Raw genomic sequence first — 290 nt, forward strand, 5'->3', positions numbered from 1 at the left:
GCGGACACGTCGGTCACCGCGCTCACCAGCTGGTCGGCCGTGGCGGTACGTAGCGCCGCCCGCAACTCGCCGGTGAGTTGGTCGGCCGTCCACTCCGGGGCGAGGAGCAGCCACTCGTCGGGCCCGAGCCAGAGGGCCGTACGCTCCCGGGAGCGGCAGACGGTGTTCGGGGTCCGGGGCAGTCGGAGCGGGTCGGGGCCGCCGAGCGTGAAACGTCCCGGATCGGTGCGGCCGATGACCCGCAGCCGCAGGTTGACCTGGGTCAGGAAGGGCCGCTCGGCCAGGCGCAC

1 pseudogene is annotated in these 290 nt (G+C 74.5%); it reads right to left on the reverse strand.

From position 1 onward, the window contains the following. A pseudogene (locus AN216_RS00115) lies at positions 1 to 290 on the reverse strand (sarcosine oxidase subunit gamma); the annotation flags it as partial.

This window comes from Streptomyces oceani, from assembly GCF_001751245.1.
GTDB classification, from domain to species: Bacteria; Actinomycetota; Actinomycetes; order Streptomycetales; family Streptomycetaceae; genus Streptomyces; species Streptomyces oceani.